This window comes from Arthrobacter sp. UNCCL28 (assembly GCF_900102805.1).
GTDB classification, from domain to species: domain Bacteria; phylum Actinomycetota; class Actinomycetes; order Actinomycetales; family Micrococcaceae; genus Arthrobacter; species Arthrobacter nicotinovorans_A.
On the sequence record NZ_FMWE01000006.1, the window covers coordinates 260,277 to 281,686 of the forward strand.

General features: G+C 64.5%; 15 protein-coding genes. 5 read left to right on the forward strand and 10 right to left on the reverse strand.

The window, feature by feature from the left end:
- The first annotated feature begins 10 nt into the window (after positions 1-10).
- Positions 11-412, forward strand: coding sequence for a serine protease inhibitor (locus BLQ01_RS16955; protein ID WP_091553013.1), 402 nt, complete (start codon positions 11-13; stop codon positions 410-412).
- Between the two features lie 74 nt (positions 413-486).
- Here BLQ01_RS16955 and BLQ01_RS16960 read toward each other — a convergent pair whose 3' ends face one another.
- A complete protein-coding gene (locus BLQ01_RS16960) occupies positions 487-3,573 on the reverse strand; it encodes a S8 family serine peptidase (protein ID WP_175493474.1) in 3,087 nt (1,028 codons plus the stop codon).
- Positions 3,574-3,867: 294 nt separating this feature from the next.
- Positions 3,868-6,804: an exo-alpha-sialidase gene (locus BLQ01_RS16965; RefSeq protein ID WP_091553014.1), complete on the reverse strand. Its 2,937-nt coding sequence runs from the start codon at positions 6,802-6,804 to the stop codon at positions 3,868-3,870.
- Positions 6,805-6,997: 193 nt separating this feature from the next.
- Here BLQ01_RS16965 and BLQ01_RS16970 point away from each other — a divergent pair, with 193 nt between their 5' ends.
- Positions 6,998-7,942 (forward strand): NAD(P)-dependent oxidoreductase, encoded by a 945-nt coding sequence (locus BLQ01_RS16970; RefSeq protein WP_091553016.1) that lies wholly within the window; start codon positions 6,998-7,000, stop codon positions 7,940-7,942.
- A 98-nt stretch (positions 7,943-8,040) separates the two neighbouring features.
- Here BLQ01_RS16970 and BLQ01_RS16975 read toward each other — a convergent pair whose 3' ends face one another.
- On the reverse strand, positions 8,041-8,331 hold the full coding sequence (locus BLQ01_RS16975; protein ID WP_081733365.1) for a DUF1540 domain-containing protein: 291 nt from the start codon (positions 8,329-8,331) through the stop codon (positions 8,041-8,043).
- Positions 8,332-8,491: 160 nt separating this feature from the next.
- The gene (locus BLQ01_RS16980) at positions 8,492-8,677 is read right to left on the reverse strand and encodes a hypothetical protein (protein WP_026541808.1); all 186 of its coding nucleotides are present in this window, start codon (positions 8,675-8,677) and stop codon (positions 8,492-8,494) included.
- 327 nt (positions 8,678-9,004) lie between these two features.
- Between BLQ01_RS16980 and purS the strand changes: the two genes are divergently transcribed.
- The 3 genes from purS to purL are packed head-to-tail and all read left to right on the forward strand — an operon-like array spanning position 9,005 to position 12,346.
- Positions 9,005-9,256, forward strand: a complete 252-nt coding sequence (gene purS / locus BLQ01_RS16985) for a phosphoribosylformylglycinamidine synthase subunit PurS (RefSeq protein WP_011773385.1) — start codon at positions 9,005-9,007, stop codon at positions 9,254-9,256.
- Between the two features lies 1 nt (position 9,257).
- Positions 9,258-10,040 (forward strand): phosphoribosylformylglycinamidine synthase subunit PurQ, encoded by a 783-nt coding sequence (purQ, locus tag BLQ01_RS16990; RefSeq protein ID WP_091553017.1) that lies wholly within the window; start codon positions 9,258-9,260, stop codon positions 10,038-10,040.
- Entirely contained in the window at positions 10,037-12,346 is a 2,310-nt protein-coding gene (gene purL, locus BLQ01_RS16995) for a phosphoribosylformylglycinamidine synthase subunit PurL (RefSeq protein WP_026541806.1), read from the forward strand. The genes purQ and purL overlap by 4 nt, the downstream gene beginning before the upstream one ends.
- Positions 12,347-12,413: 67 nt before the next feature.
- Here the strand turns inward: purL and BLQ01_RS17000 are convergent, their stop codons facing one another.
- The 6 genes from BLQ01_RS17000 to BLQ01_RS17025 all read right to left on the reverse strand — a co-directional run bounded on the left by BLQ01_RS17000 (position 12,414) and on the right by BLQ01_RS17025 (position 21,353).
- Complete coding sequence (locus tag BLQ01_RS17000) at positions 12,414-13,835, reverse strand: putative bifunctional diguanylate cyclase/phosphodiesterase (protein WP_091553019.1); 1,422 nt, start codon at positions 13,833-13,835, stop codon at positions 12,414-12,416.
- Positions 13,832-14,335 (reverse strand): hypothetical protein, encoded by a 504-nt coding sequence (locus tag BLQ01_RS17005; RefSeq protein WP_026541804.1) that lies wholly within the window; start codon positions 14,333-14,335, stop codon positions 13,832-13,834. Before BLQ01_RS17005 ends, BLQ01_RS17000 begins: the two co-directional genes overlap by 4 nt.
- Positions 14,332-15,516: a GGDEF domain-containing protein gene (locus BLQ01_RS17010; protein WP_091553021.1), complete on the reverse strand. Its 1,185-nt coding sequence runs from the start codon at positions 15,514-15,516 to the stop codon at positions 14,332-14,334. Before BLQ01_RS17010 ends, BLQ01_RS17005 begins: the two co-directional genes overlap by 4 nt.
- Positions 15,517-15,650: 134 nt before the next feature.
- Positions 15,651-17,609, reverse strand: coding sequence for a glycosyltransferase (locus tag BLQ01_RS17015; RefSeq protein ID WP_091553023.1), 1,959 nt, complete (start codon positions 17,607-17,609; stop codon positions 15,651-15,653).
- On the reverse strand, positions 17,609-19,342 hold the full coding sequence (locus tag BLQ01_RS17020) for an ArnT family glycosyltransferase (RefSeq protein ID WP_091553062.1): 1,734 nt from the start codon (positions 19,340-19,342) through the stop codon (positions 17,609-17,611). The genes BLQ01_RS17015 and BLQ01_RS17020 overlap by 1 nt, the downstream gene beginning before the upstream one ends.
- Positions 19,332-21,353 (reverse strand): cellulose biosynthesis cyclic di-GMP-binding regulatory protein BcsB, encoded by a 2,022-nt coding sequence (locus BLQ01_RS17025; RefSeq protein ID WP_254779504.1) that lies wholly within the window; start codon positions 21,351-21,353, stop codon positions 19,332-19,334. Before BLQ01_RS17025 ends, BLQ01_RS17020 begins: the two co-directional genes overlap by 11 nt.
- Positions 21,354-21,410: the final 57 nt, after the last annotated feature.

The window sequence follows — 21,410 nt, forward strand, 5'->3', positions numbered from 1 at the left end:
AAAGGTCACCATGGTTTCCCCCACGAGCGAGTCACCCAACAGCGAGTACGACGTCGACCTCACCGTCACGCTGACGGAGGCACCTGGCGCAGAACCGCGTGAGTTCCGCCTCCGTTCCGCCGCCGGCGTCCTGTCACCGGACCCTGACTCCCTGGACTCAAACTTGCCGGACGCAGCCGCGGCGCTGGCCGCCGTCGAGCAATTCGGTGAGGAAATCTTCTTCCCCGAGCCCCGCCCGGACCGGATCTGCACCCAGCAGTATGGCGGCCCGCAGGTAGCGGTGGTGACGGGCCGGTTCCGTGGGCGAAAAGTCAACAGCCGGTTCAGCAGGACTGACGGTTGCGAAATCGCCCGCTGGAAGGCCCTGGCGTCCCTGCTGGGGAACACCGGAGGCTCCACAGGCAACATCTGATACAAGCAACAGTGGCCGGCGGGAATCCCGCCGGCCACTGTTGTTAAGGCGTCAGTTACTGGATCAAGCGAACACTACCCGGCGTTGTTGCTCTGTGCCGGCTCGTCACCACGGATCTTGCCGTGGTTCTTTTTGTCCTTCTTGTCCTTCTTCGGGTCTTCCTCGTCCGGAACCACTACGGCCCCGCCCGGGTTGACCAGGACGGTGACGAAGCTCGGCTCGCTGGTACCGGCGAAGGTGAGGCGGCCGATGTAGGAACCGGGCTCCAGGTTCTTCCAGTTCAGCGAAATCTGGCCCGTCTTGCCGTTGGCGAGGCGGATCGGATTCGGCGTCACGGTGGCGTTGCCCTGGTTGGCGCCGAGGACTGCGGCATCAACGGTGGCCTTGGTGGCCTGGTTGTTGGGGCTCGCATAGAGGTTGGCGAAGATGTAGTAATCCCCTGCTGCAGGGTTGGGAACAGACAGCGTTTCACTGGCCGATGCCGTGGCTGCCGGCAGCTGCTGGCCGGAAGGCGTGAGCACCAGCATGTCGAAGTCCGCGGCATCGTTGGAGGAGATGACCGAGAACTTGGCCAGGGCACTGCCCTCGCCAACTGTCACCTTCTTGACGTAGTTCGATGCGTTGGTCTCACCAGCGAACGGGCCGGGAACCAGCTCGACAGCCGAGGAATCGGCCTTGGACAGGCCATCAACGGTGACGCCGACCGGCAGGTTGGTGCCGGAGGTGATGTTGATGGCAGCGGAGCCGTTGGGACCCGTTCCCGTGAAGGCCAGTGCCTTGTCCGCAATGACGGACTGCGGCCGGACGGCGATCGGCGAGGTCACGGTCTTGTTGGCACCCTGCCAGCTCAGCGAACCCATGGCGAACTTGCCCAGGGCTGCACTGTTGTTTTCGAACTGGACCTTGAACGTCTTCTTCTCTCCCGCTGCCCCAAAGTTCAGGACGGACGGGGTGACCTTGACGTTGACGCCGGGTACGTTGGCCGTGGCCCGGTAGAGGCCCGGAGTAAGGGCTGTGACCGTACGGGTGACCTCAATCTTGCCTGCGAGGTTGCCCAGGGCGAACGAAGGAACGTTCATGTCACGCGGCGCCGTGGTGCCGAGCCCTTCCATGCCCAGGTCCATGCCCGTGCCCTGGATGAACTTCAGGTAGTCCTCGGTGGTGGCGTCATAGACGAGGCCCGGCGAGAGGACCTTGGCCGGATCAACCTGACCGGCACCTGTGGCGAAGACGTCCTTGTTGACTGAACCGTTGGCCAGCTTGACCGGGCCGGCGGTGGTCATCATGGCGGACTTCACCGTGGCCGGGGACCACTTCGGGTTCTTGCCCAGGATCAGCGCGCCGAAACCAGCGACGTGCGGTGAAGCCATGGACGTTCCGGACAGGAAGCCGAAGTTGTCTCCACCGGTTCCGATCGGCGAAACACCGGCGAGGATTGCGACGCCCGGAGCGGACACATCAGGCTTCAACAGGTCCGAGTCGGTGGCCAGCAGCGGGCCACGGGAAGAGAAGCCGGCGATCTGCGGCTGCGCTTCGGCAGGCAGGCCCGTGGTGTCGCGGTTCAGCAGGGAAACGGTGATGGCCGGGTTGGCCGTGACCTTGTCCTTGATGGTCTGCGTTGCCGGCGGGTTCACGTGGACCGTGGGGATGACGTGCTTGTCCGTGTCCAGCGACGAATCGGTGAGGTTGACCAGGATCATGCCGACGCCACCGCCGCGCAGGACCTCAGCACTCTTGGCGGTGCGGTCAACCACGCCACGGTCGCAGACAACAACCTTGCCGGCTACCTTGGCCGGGTCCAACGAACCCGGGGCGCACAGTGCCGCGTTTCCTTCACCGCTTGCAGCGTTGGTGGACAGCACGACGCCGGCCCCGCTCACCTCACGGTTCATGATGGACGCTCCGCGGAATTTGCTGCCATCGGAGAACTCAACGGTGCCCTGGAGCTCCTGCGAGAACGAGGTCGCCGCAACCGTGGTCAGCCATGGGGCTCCGTGGTTGACGGTGCTTGCGGTCGGGCCGGAGTTGCCGGCCGAGGTAGCCACGAAGATACCTGCGGACGCTGCGGAGAGGAATGCCAGGGAGACCGGGTCGGTGGTGCTCGTTGTGGAACCGGAGATGGAGTAGTTCAGGACGTCCACACCGTCCAGGATGGCTTGCTCGATCGCGTCCACCGAGGCGGAGCCGTAGCAACCGCCCGTAGCAGGATCGGTGTCTTCCCAGCAGACCTTGTAGATGGAGAGCTTGGCGGCGGGTGCGATCCCGCTGGTGGTCCCGAAGCTGCGACCGTCCACTACGGCGTCCACGTTGGCGTTGCCGGCCGCGGTGCTGGCGGTGTGGGTGCCGTGGCTGTCCACGTCCACGGGGGAAATAACTTCCTCGGGAGCGCGGTTTTCCGGGGCGACGGTTTCGAGGAAGGCGTCTGCGAAGTAGTGGGTGCTGAGGACCTTGGAGTTGCAGGCGCTGCCATCGTAATCGGCACCGGTGTCCTTGCCGGGCTGGCATTCACCGATGAAGGTGTCGCCGTCGGCCTTGAGCATGGCGATCTTGCCGTCGGCGGTGCGGTAGGGCACGCCGACTTGCGGATTGCCCACCAGCGGACCTACAGGCTCACCGGCGAAGAAGGGGTTGGAGGGGGTGTAGCCGGTGTCGATCACACCAACAACGGTTCCCTTGCCGGCGTTGTCCTGGCCACCGTACTGGGTGGCCCAGGTGCCGTTGGGGCCGCTGAGCTTGAGGAAGTCGGTGGTGGAGTAGTCCGGCGCATACTGGGTGTCCGGTGCCACCATGAGGACTTTGGGGTCCTTGGCCAGGTTGATGGCCTGGTCTGCCGAGAGGTTGGCGCTGAAGCCGTTGACGGCGGTGGTGAAGTCACGCTCAATGGTGATGTTTTCCTGGCTGGCAATTTCCTGCTGCTGCGTCTGCAGGTGCTGCTGGTATTCCTTCACCGGGGCGCTGTCGGCGTCGAGCTTCTTGCCTTCTTCCGGCTTGGTGGGCGCAAGGCCTGCCGTTCCGCCGTCGTAGGTTGCTGCAGGTTTCTCCGCCAGGACAACCATGTAGCGGCCATCCTTGTAGGCGCTGGGGTCAAGGTTCTTCTTGGCCACGCCTGCAACGTTCCCGGGCGTCTCCGGCGTGGGAGCGGCCTGGGCCGGCATCGCCATTGAAGAGAGAAGCAACGGCAAGCCCACGGCCAGTGCCGCGGCCTTCCGAAGCCCCCCGCTTCTGACGAAGCTCTTTCCTTGTGATTTCACGAGTGGTTGCACCTTTCACTGAGGGAGGACCAGGCTCCATCGCCTGGGCCTGTCAACTTTTAGTTGGTTGAACCTTTGACAGTTCTTGTCAAAGCCGCGCAACCAGCCGAGTCACAGAGTACCTAGTGAGAGACGAATATGACATAGAGCACATTTTGGGAAATTTGTCTTGTCACAATCACCTGGTCCTCCCCCGGAAAAGTGCTAGCCCTTTGGCGTCACCTGCAGCCTGTCAAAGGAGGCCTGGACACCGTCCTTGTCCAGGACCACAACGTCGTCGCGCCCGTTCTTCACGTCGGCGGGAAGGATGAACTCCAAGGTGTTCTCCGTGGTCGGGAAGACCCAGCCGAGGCGGTACCCGGTGTTGTTCAGGTAGAGGTAGTACCAGTTCCCGTAGTCAAGCCCCTGCAACACCACTTTCTGGCCAGTGCGGTACTTCGCGGCCGTGCCCAGGTCGGTGGGCGGCGTGCCAAGCTCCTGCACGGCCGGCGTCGGCGCGGATTCAGGCCGCGCCGGCTGCACAGCAAGCATCAACGGATCACCTTCGGCAGCCACGGCAACCTCACGGGAACCATTGCTTGCCTTTGCCGTAAACGAGGCCCTGTCCACGGTGCCTGCAGCAACGTCCGTAGCAGTGAGCACATGCTTGCCTGTGGCCGTCACCGTTGATCCGGCGGCAAGCACGGCTTCGGAAATACCGGCATCCGGAGCCTCCAGCCCCGTCACCGCCACGTTGCCGGCGTTACCCACGGTGTAGGTGTAGACGACGGGATCGCCCGGGCTGGCGAAACGGTCGCCGTCGGCGTCTTCCCATATGGACGTGACGGTCGCTTCCAACTTGGGTTCGCGGACCTTGAGATCCACTTCGCCCCCATCCACGGTGATGGTCTTGGTGCTTTGGCCCGCCGAGCTGACCTCCCACATGGTCTTCGGGATGAAGAAGCCCTGCGCTGCCTCGTCTGCGGTCACTGTGTGGCGCGGGGTGGTGCACTGGTAGCTTTGTCCGGCCGGCAGCGCACTGTAGCGGCAGTTACCCGGCCCTTCCGGAAGGAATGGGCTGAAGTTTCCGGCAGTCGGGACTACCTTTTCCATCAGGGGGCCCGTGTTCTTGACCGTGAAGGTATAGGGGACCAGCTGTCCCGCCGCGTACGGTTGGCCCGCAAGATCACGCCCGACGTCGGCACGCGCCCCGCTGATGTCCGCCGTCAGGAGACCGTCGCGCAAGGCAACCGCGGCACCGGTAAAGGGGACCGTCCTGGTGAGCGACGGCGTCGAACTTGCCGTGATGCTGAAGCTTGCTTCGGGAACGAAGAAGCCGCGCTCAATGTCCGCTGCAGTAATCGTGTGCTTGGCGGTGGTGCAGGTGTAGGAGGCCCCTGCGGCAAGGTTGTTATACCGGCAGTTGGGGGCTGACGGCGGCAGAAAACCGGAGTCGAACGTCCCGGAAACCGGCACGGAGTTGGCTGTGACGTTGGCGGTGCTCTTGACGGTCAGTGGGTAGCTGAGGACCTCACCCACTTGGTAAGGGCTGGCAACGACGTCGCGGGTGGGCGCTGTTCCGGTGATGGTGAGGCCTACCTGCGGGGCCACCGGCACTGTTGCGGTGAAGGTGAACTGCGAAACCCGGCCGTCCGTCGTCGTGAAGGCTGCATTCAGGTTCTGCGGACCGCCGGCATTCGCCGGTGCCGTCAGGGCGACGTTCACGCTCACCGAAGCACCGGGAGCTACGGCGGGAACCGGCACCGTGGTGGCGGACCAGCCGGCAGGGGTGTAAATCGTGGCGGTGGCGCCGGTCAGCGTGGTGGCTTCCTGGTTGGTGACCGTCACGGGCACCTCCCGGGTAGCTCCGGGGGCAGTGGTCACGGCGGGGACTGACAAGGGTGCGCAGGCGTAGTTCAACCAGGCGTCGTCGAACGTCGCGAACGGCATGTTGTCGGTGTAATTGCCCTCGTAGAGCACTCCGAACATGCCATCCTGCAAGCGGGTCACCGTGGAGTAGGCGGAGAAACCCGGGCGGATGGTGCGGACACCCGGCCAAGTGGCGCCGTCGTCGCAGGAGACGCGGGCCGAGACGTTTTCGCGGCCCGTCTTGGAGTTGGCGTTGGTGAAAATGAGCTTCTTCGCATCCACCGTGCCTTGCGGCGCGTTGGGGAACATGCGCGCTATGGCACCGTTGTTGGCCGGATCCGGCAATTCGGTGTCCTGGGTGACGGGACCATACGTGGCACCCCCGTCCGTGGAAACCGCCACCTTCCGGTAACCCTGGTTGGCGTTGTCCCTGGAGTTCAGGAGTACGCGGCCATCGGAAAGCTCAACTGTCTTGTTTTCGTCCATGCGGTCGCCGACGTTGGCCCCCTTCTTCCAGGTAACGCCGTGGTCATCGGAGTAGACGCTGTACGCCTGGATTTTGTTGGTGCCGTCCACCTGGCGGATGTCGCCTGCGTACTGCTGGATGAGCCGGCCCTTGTACTGGCCGTACTTCAACTGGATGCCCTCGCCGGAGGAGGCAAAGTTGGAGCGGACGTCTCCCGCGGCCGGGCTGGCCTTGCTGCTCCCTGGCTTGGTCACGTTGGTGATGAGCCTGGGCTGGGACCAGGTCACGCCGTTGTCCGTGGATTCGATGACCGCCGAAGAGATCACAGTACGGTCGGCGTCGTCGTTGCCGAACTGGCTGCCGCCGAATCCTTGGTCCTTGGAGTAGACGAAGAAGGCGAACACCTGGCCCGCCTCGGAGTCGTAAACATAAGACGGATCGCTGTAGCCGTACTTGGGTCCGGAGGCGTCACCGACGTGACCTGCTGCGATGACCGTCACCGGCCCCCAGGTTTTTCCTCCGTCGGTGCTGCGGCGCTGGACGATCGAGTTCGGGTTCGGGGCGTCAGCGGCAGAACCCGGGCGTCCATCCCAGGCAGCAAGCACCACGTTGTTGCCGAGGTACGTCAAGGCGGGGATCCGGTAGAAGAAGTTCGCAGCTGTCCGGTCTGCGGCGATGTTGGCTTCCGTGAACGTGCCCGGTGCGGCTGCGGGGCTGTTGGGAGGAACCGGCGCTGCGATGGCGGGGAGGCCCAAGCCGGCCAGGAGGCCAATGCTTAGGGCGCCGGCGGCGGCGGTGCGGGCGAGGGGTGAAGAGGGGGATCTCAAATCCGGTGTCCTTTCGAAACTGCTTCAGGAGGAGTCCGACGCCCTGCTTGTGTTACGTGCCACGTCGAACGTCCTACAACCATAGGGTGTCCGCGGTCACATTGCCAGAGATGACTTTTGGTTCAATGCCACCTGCCACCAGCCGGTAACCTCAAAGACAAACCGCCCTCGCCCTGCGATCACAGGAGTTGCCGTGAAAATCCTCGTCCCCGACACCATCGAGTTGGACCTCGCCGACCTCACCGCGTCAGGGGATGAGGTTGCGGTTTACCAGGTAGACAAGCCCATTCCCGGCGAACTCCGGGACGCCGAGGTTCTGGTGGCGTGGCGCAACACTCCGGAGAACCTGGCCGACGCTGCACAGCAGATGGCATCGCTCAGGCTGGTCCAGACCCTCGCGGCCGGGCCGGACTCCGTCCTGGCGGCGGGCTTCGCAGAAAACGTGGCCATCACTTCAGGCCGCTCACTGCACGATGGCCCCGTGGCCGAACACGCGCTCGCCTTGGTCCTGGCTGCCGTCCGACGGCTGGACGTCCTGTTCGAATCCCAGAAGGACGCCACATGGAACGCACCGTACAACGCGGCGCAGTCCAGCCCGGAGACTGAACAGCTCTACACGCTCGACGGCGCCAACGTCACCATCTGGGGCTTTGGTTCGATCGCCGGACGCCTCGCTCCCCTGCTGGCGGCTCTGGGAGCAAAGGTCACCGGGGTGGCCCATTCAAAGGGCGAACGTTACGGCTTCCCGATGGTTTCAACGGACGAGCTTCCGCACATCCTAGGCTCCACCGACGTCCTGATTTCCATCCTGCCGGCCACTGCGGAAACGGCCGACGCCCTGGACGCACAAGTCCTGGCCGGCCTGCCCGCAAGCGCCGTCTTTGTAAACGTGGGCCGTGGGGCAACGGTGGATGAGGACGCTCTCCTGGCAGCGCTGCAGGAAGGCAGGCTGCGTGCGGCAGCACTGGATGTGACCAAGGAAGAGCCCCTGCCCGAAGACTCCGCGCTATGGAACGCCCCCAACCTGATCGTCACGCCCCATGTGGCAGGCAATCGGCCCAAGGGTTCGGCCAAGCTCGTCACCGCCAACATTGCGGCGCTCAAAGAAGGAGCAGCCCTGACTAACCAAGTGGCGTGAGAGTAGGGGTGGCCTGAGACGCAGCGGTGGCCTGAGACGCAAAAGGCGGGCCGGTCCCCCACGGGAGACCGGCCCGCCTCAGCGGAAGAGTCAGGGCATCAGGCGTGCTCGTACGTCAGGCAGTCGGCAGCCTCGCGGCCCGGACCAACCCGCACGTTGTGGGCCTCGCACATGAGGTTGTTGTTGTGGACGCATTCGGACCGCTGGCAAGCGCCCACGTGGGCGAGGACCTTGGGAAGGCCGCCCATGGCATTGGTGTCAATAAAGGTCGCGCAGGAAGCGTGGTCCTGGGTTCCACCAATGGTGATTCCGAAGGCGGTGCAGCCATCGTGGTTGAAACCACAGCTGCCAACGCTACAGGCGGATACTTCGGCAATGTGTTCGGTCATTGTTCCTCCTGGTTGGATCCTGGAAAGTACTGGGGCTGAACCCCGCGTGTAATTTCCAAGCTACGCCGGAATGTGGCCATTTAACCGCTTTGAATAGCGCATTTGTATGTGCCGTAATCCGCGCCATTGCACCAAAAAACGGCCCTTGCCAGGTAAGCCTCTACTTACTTGGTGTCCGCAAAGCGTCGCTGATTTTGGCCCGCGTCTCCGCGTCCAGGGGCGCAGTCACGCGGCTGTTCCGGGCCGACCGGTCCGCCTTGATTTTCTGGATGACCATGCGGCCCAAACCAGCAAAAACTGCCGCGGCCACAACGCCCAGCACCATCGATTTCGGTTTCTCAGCCATTCCGCAATCCTAGTGACGCCGGCCACCCCCTGCCAGTACCTCCAGCGGCCGGGGACCAGCGCCGCCGTCGAGCCTTCACTTGGGTCTTTTTGCCCCGCCGCGGCGGGGTGTCCTCGCACAATCCGGCTGAATAGGGTATGCGCGCTGCTCCCGGTAGAATAGGTGTGCAAGCTCGCGGAGCGCCCCCCATGCCGTTCAAACAATGCAGTTCACATCGTGGTCAGCCCTGTGCTGACCCGCTGTTTGAATGCGGCTGAACGGCGTGAGACGGCACCTCCGCGGCAGCCTTATTTAAGGTTCACCCAACTCACGCACAGGAGTTACCGGATGCCCCGGATCGTCGTTGACGTCATGCCCAAGCCCGAGATTCTGGACCCCCAGGGGAAGGCCATCGTGGGTGCACTGCCCCGCCTCGGCTTCAACAGCTTCAGCGCAGTCCGCCAAGGCAAGCGCTTCGAACTGACCGTCGACGGCGAGGTGACCGACGCTATCCTGGCCCAGGCCCGCGAAGCTGCCGAGACTCTCCTGTCCAACCCGGTGATCGAGGATGTTGTCAACGTCGAGGTCGTCGAGGCCTGATATGACGTCGATCCCCCTGATTGGCGAGGCTGTAGCCGTCGCCGCAGAACCCCGCCTCGCCGGCGCGAAGATCGGCGTCGTGACCTTCCCCGGCACCCTTGACGACCGCGACGCCGCCCGTGCAGTGCGGCTTGCAGGTGGCACGGCGGTGCCGCTGTGGCACGGAGATTCCGAACTCGGCGATGTTGACGCCGTCATCATCCCCGGCGGGTTCTCCTACGGTGACTACCTCCGCGCAGGCGCCATTTCGCGTTTCGCTCCGCTGATGTCCAAGATCATCGACGCCGCAAACTCCGAGGCGAAGCTCCCCGTGCTGGGTATTTGCAACGGCTTCCAGATCCTGACCGAATCGCACTTGCTGCCCGGTTCCATGATCAAGAACGACCACCTGAAGTTCATCTGCCGCGACCAGACGCTTCGCGTGGAGAACGCCAACACTGCCTGGACCGTGGACTACACGGACGGCCAGGAAATCATCGTGCCGTTGAAGAACCAGGACGGCCAGTACATCGCCGACGAGAAGACCCTGGATGCCCTTGAGGCTGAGGGCCGCGTGGTGTTCCGCTACGTGGGCTTCAACCCGAACGGCTCCCGCCGCGACATCGCCGGCATCTCCAACGCCGCCGGCAACGTGGTGGGCCTCATGCCGCACCCCGAGCACGCAGTGGAGGCCGGCTTCGGCCCCGAGGCTGGTTTGTCCGGCTCCGAGGGTGCGCCCCGCGACACCGACGGCCTCGGCTTCTTCACCTCCGTACTGACCAAGATTGTGGGAGGCGACAAGTGACCACGGAAACCACCAAGAAGTTCAACATCGACACCGTTGAGCACGCTGCGAAGACCCCGGACACGGAACTCCCGTGGGCCGAGCTGGGCCTGAAGCAGAACGAATTCGACGAGATCGTCAAGGTCCTTGGCCGCCGCCCCACCGGCGCCGAGCTGGCCATGTACTCCGTCATGTGGAGCGAGCACTGCTCCTACAAGTCCTCCAAGAACCACCTCCGCCAGTTCGGCGAGAAGGTCACCGAGGAAATGAAGAAGGACATGCTGGTTGGCATCGGCGAGAACGCCGGCGTCACCAACCTCGGCGACGGCTGGGCCGTGACGTTCAAGATCGAGTCCCACAACTCGCCGTCGTTCGTTGAGCCTTACCAGGGTGCCGCTACCGGCATCGGCGGCATCGTCCGCGACATCATCTCCATGGGCGCCCGCCCGGTCGCCGTGATGGACCCGTTGCGTTTCGGCGCGATCGACCACCCGGACACCGCCCGCGTCATGCACGGTGCCGTTGCCGGCATCGGCGGCTATGGCAACTGCCTGGGCCTGCCGAACATCGGTGGCGAAATGGTCTTCGACTCCGTCTACCAGGGCAACCCGCTGGTCAACGCACTGGCAGTGGGCGTCATGCGCCACGAGGATATTCGCCTCGCCAACGCCTCCGGCAAGGGCAACAAGGTTGTCCTGTTCGGTGCCCGCACCGGCGGCGACGGCATTGGCGGCGCTTCGGTGCTGGCCTCGGAGTCCTTCGATGACACCAAGCCCTCCAAGCGTCCTGCCGTCCAGGTGGGCGACCCCTTCGCTGAAAAGGTCCTCATTGAGTGCTGCCTGGAGCTCTTCAAGGGCTCGCTGGTTGAAGGCATCCAGGACCTCGGCGCTGCAGGCATTTCCTGCGCCACGTCCGAGCTCGCTTCCAACGGCGACGGCGGCATGGAGGTGGAGCTGACCTCGGTCCTGCTGCGCGACCCCACGCTGACCCCGGGCGAGATCCTCATGTCCGAGTCGCAGGAACGCATGATGGCCGTGGTCACCCCGGAGAACATCGCAGCGTTCGAAGCTGTGATGGACAAGTGGGCCGTGGAGTACTCCTGGTTGGGTGAGGTCACCGACACCGGCCGCCTCATCATCACCTGGGAAGGCGAAGTAATCGTCGACGTCGATCCCCGCACCGTTGCGCACGACGGTCCGGTCTACGACCGTCCGTTCGCCCGCCCGGAGTGGCAGGACTCGGTGCAGGCCAACACGTTCAGCGGTTCCGTTGAGGACGCCGGCCGCCCGTCGGCTCCTTCCGAGCTGGCCGCAGCCGTCACCGAACTCGTGGCATCGCCGAACATGTGCTCCAAAGCCTGGATCACCAACCAGTACGACCGCTACGTTGGCGGCAACACCGCCATGGCGTTCCCGGACGACTCCGGTGTGGTCCGCGTTGACGAGGAAACCGGCTTGGGCGTTGCCTTGGCCACCGACGCCAACGGCCGCTACACCTACCTTGAGCCGTACCAGGGCGCACAGCTGGCTTTGGCTGAGGCCTACCGCAACGTGGCCACGTCCGGCGCTGTTCCGATGGCCGTCAGTGACTGCCTGAACTTCGGTTCCCCCGAGGACCCGGACGTCATGTGGCAGCTCGCCGAGGCCATCCGCGGCCTGTCCGACGCCTGCATGGAGCTCGGAATCCCGGTCACCGGCGGCAACGTCTCCCTGTACAACCAGACCGGCACCACGCCCATCCACCCCTCCCCTGTGGTGGCAGTCCTGGGCAAGCTCGACGACGTCGCCCGCCGCACGCCGTCGGGTTGGCGCGAGGACGGCCAGGCCATCTACCTGCTGGGCACCACCGCAGCAGAGCTGGACGGTTCGGAATGGTCCAACCTCCGCGGACACCTTGGTGGCTTGCCGCCGAAGGTTGACCTTGCGGCAGAGCGCGCATTGGGCGAGATCCTGATCAACGCTTCACGTGACGGCATGGTTGACGCAGCACACGACCTCTCCGAGGGTGGCCTCGCGGCTGCGCTGGTGGAGTCCTCGCTGCGTTACGGCGTGGGCGCCCGCATCGCCCTTGAGGAACTCATGGAGCGCGACGGCGTGGACCTGTTCACGGCCCTCTTCTCCGAGTCCCAGGCCCGTGCGATCGTCTCCGTTCCGCGTTCGGAGGAAGTCCGTTTCAAGGACATGTGCACTGCCCGCGGCTTCGCCCACCTCCGGATCGGCGTCGTTGACGCTGCCGGCGGAAAGCTGGAGATCAACGGCGTGGACGAGCTCTCTCTGGACGCCCTCCGCGAAGCACACGAAGGAACCCTGCCGAAGTACTTCGGCTAAGGACAGCTGACATCGCAAGGCCCCGGCGCTCGTAGAGTGCCGGGGCCTTCGCGTGTCTGCGGGGGTTTCAGGCCGGCCAAACAGTCTGCCGCACCAGCTGCTCCGTGAACTCCGCCTCGGGCAGTGGCCTGCCGAAGTAGTACCCCTGCCCGCTGGCGCAGCCGATGCTGCGGAGCGCTTCTGCTTCTTCAGCGGTTTCGATGCCCTCCCAAACCCCTTCCAGCCCACAGGATCGGATGACTTCCTGGATGGCTGCCAGGAACTTGAGCTGGGAAGGGTCCTTCCCCAGGTCCTTGACGAATTGCCGGTCCACTTTCACCCGGTCGACGGGCAGCTTGCGCAGGTATCCCATGGAGGAGTAGCCGGCACCGAAGTCATCGATTTCCAGTCCCACACCCAGTTTGTGCAGGCTCGCCAAGGTATAGCGGTCCAGCTCGTTGTTCTGGATGATGGCGCTCTCCGTCAATTCCAGGACCAGCGCCTCCGGGGGCAGGCTTTCCTCGGCAAGGGCCTCGCTGACATCGTCCACGAATTCCAGGCTTTGCAGGTCCGCGGCGGAAACATTGATCCGCATGGAGAAAAGGTGCTGTGCGGTGGCCGGGTTGTTCCGCCAGTGCCGCAACTGTCCCACGGCAGTGCGCAGGACCCATCGTCCCAGCTCGGCAATGAGCCCGGTAGCCTCGGCAACGGGGATGAACTGGTCCGGCATGATCAGGCCATGCACGGGGTGGTTCCAGCGGACCAAAGCCTCGCAGCCCTCGATTTTTCCGGTGGCCAGCTCCACAATCGGCTGATAGTTCAGGACCAGCTGGTCCGATCTGATGGCCTCGCGGAGTTCACCAACAATCTGCCGCTGAAGTTGGCGGGCATGCACCGTGGCAGGATCGAACATCTTGAGCTTGTTCCGGCCTTCGCTCTTGGATTCCTCCACGGCGAAATCGGCCTCCTGGAGCAGGTCCTCAAGGGTGTGGTGCGGCTCTGCGGTCCGCAGGCCCATGCTGGCGCCGCAACGGACGCTGTTGTTTCCCACGTCGATGTTCGGTTCAAGCGCGGCCAGGATCCGGTTCCCGACGGCGGTGGCCCGGGTTGGCGGCGTGGCGGGCAACAGCACTGCGAATTCGTCGGCACCCAGGCGGGTGACGACGTCGTCCTCCCGGACGGCGGACTGGATGCGCATGGCCACGGCGACCAAAACCTGGTCTGCTGCGGCGTGGCCAGCCGAATTCTTCAGTGCCTTGAACCCGTCAAGGTTGATCAGGAGAAGCGCAGGCTGGGCGGATCCTGTTGCCGCGGCGTTCCGGGCTGCGGTGAAAGCGTCCATCAAGGCGTGGCGGTTGCCAAGTCCGGTGAGGGAATCGGTAAGGGCGTCCCGCCGTTGCTCGTTCCGGACGTGGTGAAGCTCTTCCATCAGGGCGCGGACGCGCTCCTCCAGTTGTTCAACACGGGAGTCGCTGGAAGCGAGCATCCTCCGGGGCTTCGTGCTGGTCACGACTCTTCCAGGCGTCGCAGCGTTGTGTCAGCGACTGCCTGGGGCATGGCGACCGGATTGCGCCGCTCGTCCAGGAACAAGCGGTAGGAGGCAACGTCCAACCGTCCGTTGGGCTCCACCTTCTTGCCGGCGCGGTAGACGTGCGTGATCCAGGAGCCTCCCATGATGGCCTCGATCCAGGCATCGCATTCGGCCAGCGGGAGGTGGACCCGGGTGCCGGTGTTCCTGCGGTGCCCTGCGATGGAGACTGTGATGCAGCTGCCCAAAAGGCCTTTGTCGGCCGTGAACCAGGCGAGTCCTTCGACGTCGGCCACGATGGTGAGGTTGGCGTTCGCATCCTCTACCGACTGGACCGGACCCATCCGGACCGACCGGCGGTCTGCATTGAGCAAGGTGGGCGTTCCCGCCATATAGGGCGCACTGGTGATGTTCTGCCGGAAAGCGGACAGCTCCTGGGTGTGCTGGATCTGGATCCTGGTGGTGAGTTCGTTGAAGGTCATGATCGTGCCTCATCCGCAATAATGGCCGCCTGGGGACGGTCCGCTCCTACAATCCGGTTTCTTCCTTGTGCTTTGGCGCTGTACAGGGCGGCGTCGGCCACCTCAATCATGAAAGTCAGGTCCGAGCCGGCGGGGATGCTGGAGGTAACCCCGTAGCTGATGGTCGGGAAGGCGACGCCCTCCGGTGCCGGGGCGGCTGCCATTCGGCGGCTGATTTCGGCCGCGATGTCCTCTGCCCGTTCCTGGGTGGCCCCTGGCAGGAAGAGGATGAATTCTTCGCCGCCATAACGCCCGATCAGGTCGGTGGACCGCACCGAGTCGCCGCAGGCTTCCGCGAAGGCCTGCAGGGCCAAGTCCCCTGCTCCATGGCCGAATTCGTCATTGACTGCTTTGAAATGGTCCAGGTCGGCCAGGACTATGGCGGCTCCGGAACCAGTGGAGTGGAGCCGGTGGAGTTCGGTGGTAGCCATGTCCAGGAAAGTCCCACGGTTGAGCAGGCCCGTCAGGTGGTCGCGGTCGGCCCGTTCCTTGAGGCCCTTGATGAGCTGGTCACTGGTCAGGGCGGTCATGCTGAAGGACACGGTCACCAGGAGGACCATGGAAATCAGGGCAGAGGGAGCCGGCCCAAAGTAGGTAGTGAAGCTCTGGCTGTAAGGACCCTCAAGGGCGTAGACCATCCACCGGCCCAGGTAATAGGCGGCCAGGAGACCGGCGGCAAGGGAGAGTGCCTTGTGGACCTGGGAGTGCGAGGACTTGATGAACCAGAGGTCGTAGGCGGCCAAGGCGATGCCCGCAGTCATCATGGCCAGATAAACAAAGCCACCGGACCACACGTTGCTTGCCGGACTTTCCAGGACTGAGGCCACAGCCGTAACTGCCGGGCCTACTGCCAGTTGCCAGGGAGCGGCTTTCCTGTCCCGGAGGGTTTTTGCTCCAGCCCAGACGCTGAAAGCTCCGGCCACCACCAGGACGTTGCCCAACGGATTGGCCCACTGCTGGTGGGGGCTGCCATTGAGCAGGAAGGCAGTGTTGCCCACCATGAATTCGAGGAGGGCCAGGCTCCACCAGCCGGCATACGGCGAGCGCGTGCGGTGGAAAGAGGCGCAGAACAGGATCAGGAGGGTCACGGTTATCACGCCTAGAGCAACCCGTACCGAGAAAGCATCGAGCACTGTGTCCAACCCCCTCAGCTGGTCATCCTGCAGCTTTGAGTTCAGTGTGGCGAGGCTTAATCAACCTCACTGCGGCATTTGCTCAAGATTTCATCAAGATCCGCTGTGGAACCCGGGCCGGGTCCCGCTTCAGCAGGCCTGCCTCACCCAACCCAGTGGCCGTCGTCGTGGTATTCGGCCTCAAGGCCGTGCGGCGTCTTCTCCCACTTGTGGGGGCTGGTGAGCATCTGCCATGCCGCCCGCCAGGCCGCTATGGAGTGCAGCACCCAGTAGAACGGATTGAGCAGGGCGAAGATGGCAATCCGCCAGCCATGCCGGCGGAGTGTGGCCACGCCGGAGACGATGATCATCATGGCGTTGCCGAACAGCATGGACACCACGCCGCCCACCAGCAGCCATGTGGGCAGGACCAGTCCAACAATGTCGTAGCCGATGTACGTGACTACTGTGAAGCCCACCACCAGCGGGTAGGCCAGGAATGCCAGGGGTGTCCCCAGGATCAGGCCAAGGAACCCGACGGCGCCTGCAACGCCGGTGCTCTTGATGTAGCGCACCGTGTTCCGGGTGTTGACGGCCGAGGTCACCATATAGCCCTTGATCCAGCGGGTGCGCTGCTTGATCCATGCCGGAACCTGCGAGCACGCTTCTTCCCAGGTGGTGGAGTCGATCACACCCACGCGGTATCCCTCCACGGCAGCCCGGAGCCCCAGGTCGGCGTCCTCCGTGACGTTCCATGGATCCCAGGCGCCCACTTCCTTGAGCAGCGAGGTGACAAAGTGGTTGGAGGTGCCGCCCAGGGGCAGCGGTATGCCTGAGTTGTCCAAACCGGGGAGCATCGAGTCGAACCAATGTGTGTATTCGATGGTGAACATCCGGGTCAGGACGTTCTGGTCCGCGTTGAAGTAATTCAGCGCAGCCTGGACGCAGATCAGGGGCTTACGGTCCGGGTTGAGGTGTTCGCGCTCGAAGGCGTCCTGCTTGAACGCGGCGATGGATGCACGCAGCTGGCCAGGTTCGGGCCGGTCCTCGGCGTCGTAGATGACCACATACTCACCGCGGGCGAACGTCAGTCCGTAGTTGCAGGCCCTGGGCTTGGTCTGCGGTTCACCCTTGGGCACGATCAGGATCCGGACGTACTCCGGTGGCCGTGACGCTTTCGCGGCGGCAATGGTCTCGGCGTCGTCCTCTTCGAGGAGTACCAGGACGTCCAGCTTGGACCGGGGGTAGTCCAACTGGCCCAGGTTGGTCAGGAGATTGTCGATGATGTTCGCTTCCCGGAACACCGGTACCAGGATGGTGTAGACGGGCAGTTCGCCGTCGGGAACCCGTTCCGCCGCCAAAGCCGGCAGGCCGCGGCTTACTCTTTCCTTGTCCCTGGCTTTGGCCACGGCTGCTTCATGCCTCCGGTCAAAGGGACTGCGAAGACTGGCCAGTGTCTTGAACCCGATGCTCACCAGGAACACGATGTTTGCTGCTGCCAACAGCACAATGACCGCCGTCAGCGGGGACAGCACGAATCCCGCGGCAATTCCCAGGACCAGGACCACCGGAAGGACGCGCTGCCACCGGGTCAGGGCGGTGCGGGCAGATTCTCCCGGCCGCTCTTCGGCCAGTCGCTCGGCGGATTCGTAGAGGAGATGGCGGCGGAAGGAACGCTGGATTGACTGGTGGATGTCCCAATCGGTGGTGGTTCGGAAAACGACCTCCCGGGCACCGAACGTCAGGGCCGCTTCCTCTGCGATGGCCGCGGAAGGAGCCACGGCAGTAGCCACCGTCAGCACTCCTGCGTCCATCTGCCAGGGCAACCATTGCGGCTCGCCCACGGCGCTGTAGCCGAGCAACTCCATCAGCCGGTCATCCACGGGTTCGGCCACCAGGTCCACCAGCGGCGCGTCCCAGTGCTGGGCCAGGACTTCATAAATCCGACGGCGGTCCAGCCCGGCTTCCAGGATCAGGTGCCGGCCCAGCAATCCACCTTCGCTGGCGGCACGGTCCAACGCACGCTGGAGCTGTTCCGGGGTGACGAGTCCGGCTGCGAGCAGTGCCTGGCCGATGGATTGCCGGTTGAGTGTGCCGTCCGCAACGGGCGAAGAAGGCGTCATCAGTAGGAGGACCTTTCATAGATCCGGTGGGTGGGAGTCGAGAAAACCACGGAGTAGCGGACAGGGAACGATTTGTTCGCAGCGATTGCCTGGTACACCAAGTCCGTTGGCCCCGAATCCCGTGCCCCTGTTCCGGCTTCAACGTTGACGAAAACCCAGCGGGCGAATTTTGCGGGGTCCTCCAGCGCCGGGGAAAAGTAGTCTCCGGAGGCCCGGTTATAGATTTCCTTGAGCGGAATTCCCATGACGGGGAGCACGGCGTTGCCCCTGGCGCTCTCATCCATGAGGATTCCGCCGGACTGGTAATGCTCTTTGAGCCAGCGTGCGGCGGCGGTGGAGTTCGCGGTGGATTCTGCGGACATCCGGCCCTCTGCCAACACGGCAAGCCGGCCTGCCGGGTCCGCACCCCACCACGCGTTTTGCATCACCAGCCCGGCCAGCAAAGCGCCGATCACAACGGCCCTGAGCCGCAACGGCCGGGTCACCTCCTCCACCAGGACACCCACCAGGATGGTCACCAGGGGCAAGGCCGTCAGGGCGAACCGGTTGTTCCACCACGTCGAGGGCAGGGAGTGATCGTTGTTGATGGCGGTCTGGCCCAGGAACAGGCTCAGCAGCGCAAAGGCGTACGCGCTGCCGGTCACCGCCACCAGCAGGGTGCTGTTGGAGAAGCCGCGCCGGAAGACCAGTACGATCGCGCCACAAGCCGCCAGGGCAAGGACGACGACGCCGGATGTCTCCAGCAGCGACCAATGGAAAGTAGACAACGTGAGCCCCAGGTTGCCCTTGGTAGGCAACAAGCCGCCGTCGGTGATGTTTTTCTGCTGGGCGTAAGCGGAGTATTGCCCGAACATGAACTCCAGCGGGTTTCCATAGATGGCCCAGTTGTAGGAAATCCACCAGAGAACTGCCGCAGCCGGGATCATCACATAGCCGCCGGCCATGATCAACGCTTCCCGCCAAGCCCGGGTACGGCGCATGGACACGATCAGGACAAAGATGGTCCCTGTCATCACCAGCGCCCAGCCCTCGTACCGTGACAGCACTGCCGCGGCCGACGGAATACCGGCGAAGACGGCCAGCTCTCCGGCACTCATTCGACGCCGGCTGGTTGCCCAATGCGCCAGGCCGGCCATGCCGCCCACCATGCACATGATCAGCACCGGTTCGGTCAACGCCGTGGTGTAGACGTACAGGATTGCGGGGTTCGCGAGCACCACCAGAGTGGTGGACAGTCGTCCGGCCCGGCCCAATCCGAGCCGGGCCGCGATCAAGTAGAGGCCGGTGGTAGTGGCGGACAGTGCCAGCATTCCCAGGATTCCCGCGGCCCAGCCTGTGCTGAACAACCACATGTTCAGCACGAACGGGGCCAGCAGCAGGTGTGGCATGGGCAGCCAAACGGTGCCCAGCTGTTCAAAGCCGGGCGCCTTGCTGTCAAAGATGCGCCGGGCGATGGTCAGGTGGCTTTGCGCGTCCGAATAGTCCAGGTTGGTGCCGTGGCCGATCGTGTACAGACAAGCGAGGTAGCCCACCAGCAGCGACACCACCGCGACGATGCGAGTGCCGGGAACCTTGCGGCCCGTCACAGGAGCACCGAGCCGAACCCAGCCCTGCCGAAGCCAGCCCTGCTGGACAAACTCTGCCAGCGATCCAAGCGGCGCCGGCGATCCCAGCAGAGCCGCCGGGGGCTGCCGGTGGGCTGCTCCCGGCCGGGTGGCGACGCTAGTTGCCATGATCCGGATTGCCCGCCGCCTGTTCAGCATCCACGTAGGCCCGCGCCGCCCGGGCACGCCGCCTCAAGAGCACGGTCCGTGCAGCATACGCCAGGCCGAGCACCACCACTGCCCCGGCGATCCACCAGGCATAGGGACGGTAATCGTCGGTAACGGCCTTCTGGGGAACCACCACATTGCTCTCCAGCAGGACGGGCGTTCCGGACGGCTGGGTGACCAGGAGGTTCCGGGACAACGATGCCCAGCCGCCTTCAACGCCACCCACGTGCGAGGCCAGAGAGGCCTGGAGCGTGCCGGCCGCAGCCGTGTCGCCCTCAGGTGCCCAGGCGCCGAGCAGCAGCAGGTCACGCCCACCCTGTTCAAAAGCTTCGAGCACGCCGTACGGAGCAGAAGCACCCACGCCGAATTCGACGTCGTCGGGCGAGATGGTGCGGAACTCCGCCAACCGCAGGGGTGCGGAGAGCTTGTTGGCATCCTCCGCGGTGGCACCCACCACGATCCCGGACTCGGTGGAGCCAGCCAGGGAGTCGATGCCCACCACCTTGGTCTCCAGCAGGGAAGCACTTCCACGTTGCAGGGAGGCTACCAACGTGGCCGCATTGATGGTGTTGGCTTGGGCGTTGCCATCGCCGAAGGCCACCGGAACGCTCTGGCCGAGGACCTGGGGGAACCGGGCGAAGCCGGCTTTGGTGGAACCGCCACGGACAGCAGTGAGGGTGGATCCCGAGGTGTCCACGGTGACTTCCATGGGCATGACGCCGGCGGGTCCGTTGCAGTCGCCGCCGGCGGGAAGTGCCGCGAGCCGGATCCGGAGTCCGTTCCTGGCCTGGAGCTGTCCAGCTGGAACGTCGGCTTCCACCGTGAAGGTGTCACCGCCGTCGAGGTTCCTGGAGCTGAGCAGGTAGTCGTTCCAGAAAACCGAGAGCTGCGCCTGGGCGTTGTCCGGAACTGCGGTGTGTGTGCCTTTGAGCTGGACTTTTACGGAGGAAACGGGCCCACCGAACTGCGACTGGGTGACGCCGACATAGGATTGGGGCGTGCCGTAGCCGGACAGTTTGAGGGTGGTGCTGCCCAGGTCCTTGAGGCTCTGGGTCAGCCCGGCAGCGGCTGGCAGCGCAGATGTCAGCCCGGTCACCGATGACGTCACGGCGAGCGCCGTCTTGTCACTGGCCAGGGCCCTGGCGGCGGTGCGGAGTTCGTCGTCGTGGCCGCTGAGGACCAGCTGCGGGAGGCCGGCCGCGGTGGCCAGTTTGGTGGCGGTTCCACCTTGGTCGGCGACGACGCTGAGGATGCGGCTGCCCGCCGGAAGGCCGGCTGTGCGCATCTCAAGTTCGGCTTCGGGAACGGTGGTGATGGCAGCATCCGGGTAGCGCTGGGCCATGGCGGCCGACGCCGTCATGATCGCTGCGGAGACATCCGCGCCGGGATCCGCCGGCACAGGAAGTACGACGGCGGGCACGGAGGCCGGGAAGAACTCGCCAACTGTGGTGGGAGCCTTGGCTGTTCCGCTGAAGTCCACTTGGAGGTTGTTCAGGGTGGCGGTGGCGTTGGAGACGACGCACATGGTATGGGTCACCGGGACGAACTGCAGCCCCACCGTGAGCTGCTGGCCCACGACGTCGGCGTTGCTGACCGCCTGGTCCAAGGCAATGGTGGCAGCTGCGTTGCTTTCAAGGACAACCCTGCCGTTGACTGTTGCCCGGACGGTGCCCTCGGGCTTCCCCGACACCGCGATGGTCCCCTTCACCCTGGTGGGTTCCAGCCCTGCCGTGACAGGCACCACGATGGTCTGCTCGGCCTGGCCCGCCAGGGCGGAGACGCTCGATGATGCCCGTACAGCTGCTCCATCAGCCGGTGCGCCGGGTGCCGGCAAGGCGGTGGCGGGTGAAGCGGCAATCCCCAACGCGCTGACGGTGGCCAGCGTGAGCGTTGCGGCGCAGGCGAGCAGGATCCTGACCGGGTGGGGTCGGGACAGACGGTGGAGGTGTGGTCCGGCGGGCGTTTGGGGCACGATTGCAGTCCTGGGTAGCTAGCAGCGAATGAGTCCGTCAGCCGTTGTGGGGCCAAC